Origin of the sequence: Mesorhizobium sp. M7A.F.Ca.AU.001.01.1.1, from assembly GCF_004022735.1 — a bacterium.
Lineage (GTDB): Bacteria > Pseudomonadota > Alphaproteobacteria > Rhizobiales > Rhizobiaceae > Mesorhizobium > Mesorhizobium ciceri.
In genome coordinates, this window is sequence record NZ_RZPF01000679.1 from 1 (window position 1) to 3581 (window position 3581).

The window sequence follows — 3581 nt, forward strand, 5'->3', positions numbered from 1 at the left end:
CAATGAGGAACTGGCGCAGGCACAGATGCTGGCCGAGGAGGCCAATCTCGGCAAGACGCGCTTCCTCGCCGCCGCCGGCCACGACATCCTGCAGCCGCTGAACGCCGCCCGGCTCTATTGCTCCTCGCTGATCGAGAAGGCCGGCAAGGGACCTGCCGGCAAGGCGGCCGTGAACATCGAATCCTCGCTGGAATCCGTCGAGACCATTCTCGGCGCCGTGCTCGACATCTCCCGCCTCGATGCCGGCGCGATGAAGCCGGATGACACCGCCTTCAACCTCGACGGATTGCTGCGCCAGATCGGCAACGACTTCCGGCCGCTGGCCGCCGAAAAGAAGCTCGAGCTGACCATCATGCCGTCATCGCTGACGGTGACGACGGACCGCAATTTGCTGCGCCGCCTGATCCAGAATCTCGTCTCCAACGCCATCAAATACACGCGCCGCGGCCGCGTGCTGGTTGGCGTCAGGCGGCGCGGCGAATTGGCCGAGATCCAGGTGATCGACACCGGCATCGGCATCGCCGGCGACAAGCTGAACACCGTCTTTCGCGAATTCACCCGGCTCGACGAGGGCGCGCGCGAGGCCGAGGGCCTCGGTCTCGGCCTCTCCATCGTCGACCGCATCGCCCGGGTGTTGCGCCTGGAGATCCGCATCTTTTCCAGTCCGGGCAAGGGCACGCGATTCTCCGTTATCCTGCCCGTCGCGGCCGTGCAGGCACGACGCGAGATCGAAGCCAGGGCTCCCGCCCGCGCGACAGCCTCGCTGGCCGGTCTGCACGTGCTGTGCATCGACAACGACGCCCGCATCCTCGAAGGCATGCGGCTCCTGCTCGAAGGCTGGGGTTGCAACGTCGACACCGCGTCCGGTTCAAAGGATCTGGAGACCGCGAAGATACATCGCCCGGACATCGTCCTTGCCGACTACCATCTCGACGGCGAAACCGGCCTCGAACTCGTCGTCAGGCTGCGTGCGATCCATGGCGACACCCTGCCGGCCGTGCTGGTCACCGCCGACCGCTCCAACGAGGTGCGCACGACCGCCGGCGGGCTCGAGATTGCGGTGATCAACAAACCGCTCAAACCAGCGGTACTGCGCTCGATGATGGCCAGGGTCAGGCCGCTGGCGCCGGCGGCGGAATAGGGGTCTAACCCGCCGGCTGCAGCGGGTCGCTGCCGATCTTGGACAGCAGGATCACCGCCTGGGTGCGGCTGTCGACGCCGAGCTTCTGCAGGATGGCGGAGACATGCGCCTTGATGGTGGCCTCGGAGACGCCGAGTTCATAGGCGATCTGCTTGTTGAGCAGGCCCTCGGCCAGCATGCCGAGCACCCGGGTCTGCTGCGGCGTCAACGCCTGCAGCCGCTTGATCAGGTCGGATATTTCAGGGTCGCGCTCGATGCCGAGATCGACGCCGACGGGTGCTGCAATATCGCCGGCAAGCACCGATTGCACGGCGCTGCGGATTTCTTCCATGCTGGCCGATTTGGAGATGAAGCCGGAAGCGCCGAGGTCGAGCGCCCGCCTGATGGTCGCCGGATCGTCATGCGCCGACACCACGACCAGCGGCACCGCCGGATGGATGCCACGCAGCGAGATCAGGCCGGAGAGGCCGCTGGCGCCCGGCATCGACAGGTCGAGCAGCACCAGATCGACGTCCTCGTTGGCCACGACCAGCGCCTTGGCGCTCTCGAAATCGCCGGCTTCATGGATGGCGGCGACATTGCCGATGCCGGCGAGCGCTTCGCGCAGCGCACCGCGAAACAGCGGGTGATCGTCGGCGATGACGAAAGAATAGCCTGCCGGCAAATGTCCCTCCCCGAATCCCCGATGATTTTTGGCTTTTCGGGTTCAACTGGACGATTATGAGCGGCTGCGCGCTGTTTTCAAGCGGCAAAGCCAGTGCGCCGCCTCCCGTGGTTGAAACGCTCAGGTCTTCTGCGAATTGGGCTGGGCGCCGTTGTCCTTGTCCATATCCCTGACGATGCCCATGAAGCCGCGCAGGAAGCGCTCCATGTAGCCCATCGTCTTGTTGAAATCCTCTTCGCTCGGCAGTTTCGATTCGAGGCGGGCGGAGAGCGAATTCTCGAGCTTGGTGACGCGCTCGTCCATCGCCTTCATCGAGGTCTGCAAGCGGTCGACCTCGTCCTGGAAAGCGGCGCGTTCGTCGGCCGCCATCTTGCAGACGAGCTGGCCGGAGCGTTCGTCGCAGATCGACATGGCGCCGGTCTGGGTGTCCATGCGGATATAGCCGGTGGCCGACTTTTCCAGCCGGTAGCGGTCGGTTTCTTCCGAATAAGCTGAAGCCGCGACCAGCGAAACGAGCGCGGCGGGGATCAAGATGTGCTGCAGACGCATGTTGTCCTCCATGGCAAAGGCCTCAGATATCGCATGTTTGCGCCGGAAATGGGGAAGACCCTTGGCGTGGCCTTTCCCGAATGGCTGGTTCGGAATCTTTTGAAGCAATTCCCAAGGGAAAGCGCTATGCGCTTTTCCCGGGAAAACCGTTTCACACTTTTCCTGGAACTGCTCTATAGCGCAACCATGTCTCAGATTATCTACAAGATAACCCCGCAGGCGCTTTGGCGCGAGGCCGAAACGCATGGCCGCTTCACCGGCGCGCCGATTGATGTCGCAGACGGCTTCATCCACTTCTCCACGGCGGCGCAGGTCAAGGAAACGGCGGCAAAGCACTTTGCCGGCCAGACCGACCTTCTGCTGGTCGCCATCGACGGCGCCAGCCTGGGTGCTGCGCTGAGATACGAGGTCTCGCGCGGCGGTGCGCTGTTTCCGCATCTTTATGGTCCGCTCGGCCTCAAGGCTGTGCTGTGGGTCCGGCCACTGCCGCTTGGCTCCGATGGTGTGCACCAGTTCCCGGCACTGGAGGGGCAATGAGCGTGCTCGACCGGCTCGGCCAGAAGCTGCTGTTCGCCTTCGATCCGGAAACCGCGCATGGCCTGTCGATCGCGGCCTTGCGATGCGGCGTTCCGGTTGGTGCACCAGCGATCCGCGACCACAGGCTGACGGTCAGCATCTGCGGCCTCGATTTTCCCAATCCGCTCGGCATGGCGGCCGGCTATGACAAGAACGCCGAAGTGCCCGACGCGCTGCTTGGCCTGGGCTTCGGCTTTGCCGAGGTCGGCACGATCACGCCGCTGGCGCAGGCCGGCAATCCGAAGCCGCGCATTTTCCGGCTGACGGCCGACGATGCGGTGATCAACCGATTGGGCTTCAACAATGAAGGCCATGCGGCGGCCGAAAAGCGCCTTGCCGCGCGCAAGGGGCGTGGCGGCATCGTCGGCGTCAACATCGGCGCCAACAAGGACAGCAGCGACCGCATCGGCGACTATGAGCGCGGCGTCGCCCGGTTTGCGCAATACGCCAGCTATCTGACCGTCAACATCTCCTCGCCCAACACGCCGGGCCTGCGCAACATGCAGGCGCGTGAGCAGCTTGGCGAGCTCTTGTCGCGGGTCATGGCAGCGCGCGCCGCGGCAAGCGCCCAGCCGCCGGTGTTCCTGAAGATCGCGCCGGATCTGGTCGAGGCAGAGCTGGAGGACATCGCCGCCGAAGTCACGGAAAAGC

5 protein-coding genes are annotated in these 3581 nt (G+C 64.6%); 3 read left to right on the forward strand and 2 right to left on the reverse strand.

Annotated features, from left to right (window positions below):
• The coding region (locus EN884_RS29670; protein WP_164895232.1) for a hybrid sensor histidine kinase/response regulator at positions 1–1141 on the forward strand (1141 nt) is incomplete at its 5' end.
• A 4-nt stretch (positions 1142–1145) separates the two neighbouring features.
• Here the strand turns inward: EN884_RS29670 and EN884_RS29675 are convergent.
• Together EN884_RS29675 and EN884_RS29680 are read right to left on the reverse strand one after the other, a co-directional pair.
• Positions 1146–1805: a response regulator transcription factor gene (locus tag EN884_RS29675; RefSeq protein ID WP_024503139.1), complete on the reverse strand. Its 660-nt coding sequence runs from the start codon at positions 1803–1805 to the stop codon at positions 1146–1148.
• 120 nt (positions 1806–1925) lie between these two features.
• Positions 1926–2354, reverse strand: a complete 429-nt coding sequence (locus EN884_RS29680; protein WP_013533615.1) for a hypothetical protein — start codon at positions 2352–2354, stop codon at positions 1926–1928.
• 186 nt (positions 2355–2540) lie between these two features.
• On the opposite strand from EN884_RS29680, the gene EN884_RS29685 reads away from it, so the two are divergent.
• Together EN884_RS29685 and pyrD are read left to right on the forward strand one after the other, a co-directional pair.
• Positions 2541–2891, forward strand: coding sequence for a DUF952 domain-containing protein (locus EN884_RS29685; RefSeq protein ID WP_024503140.1), 351 nt, complete (start codon positions 2541–2543; stop codon positions 2889–2891).
• A partial coding sequence (gene pyrD, locus EN884_RS29690; protein ID WP_128360905.1) for a dihydroorotate dehydrogenase (quinone) occupies positions 2888–3581 on the forward strand: 694 nt, incomplete at its 3' end. The genes EN884_RS29685 and pyrD, both read left to right, overlap by 4 nt.

Coding starts and splice junctions, on each gene's coding strand:
- EN884_RS29680 (WP_013533615.1), bottom strand. CDS start 2,354: ATGCGTCTGCAGCACATCTTGATCCCCGCCGCGCTCGTTTCGCTGGTC.
- EN884_RS29685 (WP_024503140.1), top strand. CDS start 2,541: ATGTCTCAGATTATCTACAAGATAACCCCGCAGGCGCTTTGGCGCGAG.